Origin of the sequence: Thiomicrorhabdus heinhorstiae (genome assembly GCF_013391765.2) — a bacterium.
Lineage (GTDB): Bacteria > Pseudomonadota > Gammaproteobacteria > Thiomicrospirales > Thiomicrospiraceae > Thiomicrorhabdus > Thiomicrorhabdus heinhorstiae.
On the sequence record NZ_JACBGI020000047.1, the window covers coordinates 1 to 2,131 of the forward strand.

At 46.5% G+C, this 2,131-nt stretch carries 2 protein-coding genes; both read left to right on the forward strand.

Going from position 1 to position 2,131, the window contains the following annotated elements:
• Positions 1-1,370: TonB-dependent receptor (locus H8792_RS12285; protein WP_185979290.1), on the forward strand; the 1,370-nt coding region annotated here is incomplete at its 5' end.
• A gap of 106 nt (positions 1,371-1,476) precedes the next feature.
• On the forward strand, positions 1,477-1,905 hold the full coding sequence (locus H8792_RS12290) for a SufE family protein (protein ID WP_319558462.1): 429 nt from the start codon (positions 1,477-1,479) through the stop codon (positions 1,903-1,905).
• Positions 1,906-2,131 lie beyond the last annotated feature (226 nt).

Here is a 2,131-nt window from a genome sequence, read left to right on the forward strand (position 1 = left end):
GTCATACGCCACAGGGAACCTACTCTGTCACCTTTATGGCCTACGACAATCAGTGGGACTCCGCTGACCAGATCCCACAAAGAGCCGTCGATCAGGGAATCATTGATACTTACGGTTCTCTGGATACTAGTGTCGGCGGGAAGTCCAGCCGTTACAGTTTGTCGGGGCAGTGGTCGGGTAACGGTGGCTGGTCGGCCAATCTGTATGCGATTCAGTCGAATATGAACTTATGGTCGGATTTTACCTACTATCTGGATAACCCAGCACAGGGCGATCAATTCGAACAGGTCGATAAACGCTGGATTTACGGCGGTGAAGTCAAACGGGTTCTCCCTTTCGGCGGCAACTACTCGGGACAGGCCCAGTACGGAGCACAGTTCCGCTATGACGATATCGGTGAAGTCGCCCTGTATAACACACAGGACCGCACCAGGTTCAACACCATCCGTAAAGACAAGGTATCGGAAAAGTCGATTGGCTTATACGCCATGGCAGATGTTGATCTGACTCCGAAACTGAGTCTGATGGGCGGGGCGCGTTACGATTACTTTACGGCCGATGTCGAGAGTGATTTGAGTGCCAACAGCGGCAGTGCCGGAGAAGGCATCGCCAGCCTGAAAGGTGGTTTGAGCTATGCCTTTAACGACGCCTGGGAAGCTTATCTGAATGCCGGGCAGGGATTCCATTCAAACGACGCACGCGGCGCGACCATCGAAATCGATCCGCAATCCGGAACGCCGGTAGACTCGGTCGATCTGCTGGTTCGCAGTGTGGGTGCCGAAACCGGGGTACGTTTTTCGACTCCGGGATTGTTCAATGCCTCTCTGGCCTTCTGGTGGTTGAAACTGGATTCAGAACTGCTGTTTGTCGGCGATGCCGGGAATACCGAAGCCAGCCGTCCGTCGGAACGCTATGGGGTTGAGTTCGCCGGCTATTATCGCCTGAAAAAAAATGTGAACCTGGACTTTGAAGCCTCCTACACCGAATCGCGCTTTACAGATACGGTTGCCGGGGAAGGAAAATATATCGATGGTGCGCTTCCTGTCGTCGTTAGCGCCGGCATCAGTCATATGCCCGACCTTGGCTGGCGTCAGTCTTTGCGAATTCGCCATCTGGGCGCGAGACCTTTAACCAGCGATAACAGTGTGAAATCGAAAGACAGTACGGTGCTGAACGGGTCGATAGGTTATGCCTGGAAGAAGTGGCGCACGGAACTGGAAGTGTTCAATCTGTTGGATAGCCGCGACCACGATATCGATTATTACTACACATCGCGCTTGAGTTTTGAACCGGCGCAAGGTGTTGATGACATCCATTTCCATCCTGTTGAGCCGAGAGCATTGCGCTTTAAAGTCAGCTATCTGTTTTAGACGGTTTAGCCGAATGCAAATCCCATTAACTAGAACGTAAACCTAACTAGTTAATGGGCTATTTGAGTTCTTAAAAGCAAAGGAGGAAAAAAATAGGGTGAGTTGTGTGGTTCCTTTAATGAGAGTAGATGAGGTTCAAGTCGACTTAGTCAGGCGTTTCACGCATTTTAGTCGCTCCAAAGATCGTTATCGCTATTTGATTGATATGGGCAAGCAGTTACAAAATTTGAACGCTTCTTTTTTAACAGAAGAGAATCGAATTCATGGCTGCCAATCGCAAGTCTGGATTCATATCGAAAATAAGAACGGCTTACTTTTTATAAAAGCAAAAAGCGATGCTGCAATTGTTTCCGGGCTAATTGTGTTACTACTCAAAATTTACAATGGTCGATCTCCTGAGGAAATCGTACATACCTCTCTAGATTTTTTAGCTAGAACAGGATTATTACAAGAGCTTTCTCCAAATCGTTCGACTGGGCTATATCACATGATAAAGCGTATCAGAGATGAAGCGAAAATGTATCTATCTATTTGATATTTGTGCTATATCATCTTCTTGCCGTCAATCAGGTAATCCCTGCTTCTTTTTATTTAATACCTTGTGTTTTCAATTTTATATCTTTCCTGAAAAGTAATTTTTTCTAATCGAAATCTGTCGATTTAGGTCAAATAAAACTACTAGTAGTAAATAGAGGGAAATACACATCTCGCTATTTTTTCTTAGGGTTTTTATATCTCAAAATTAGATTTATTAATCCTGT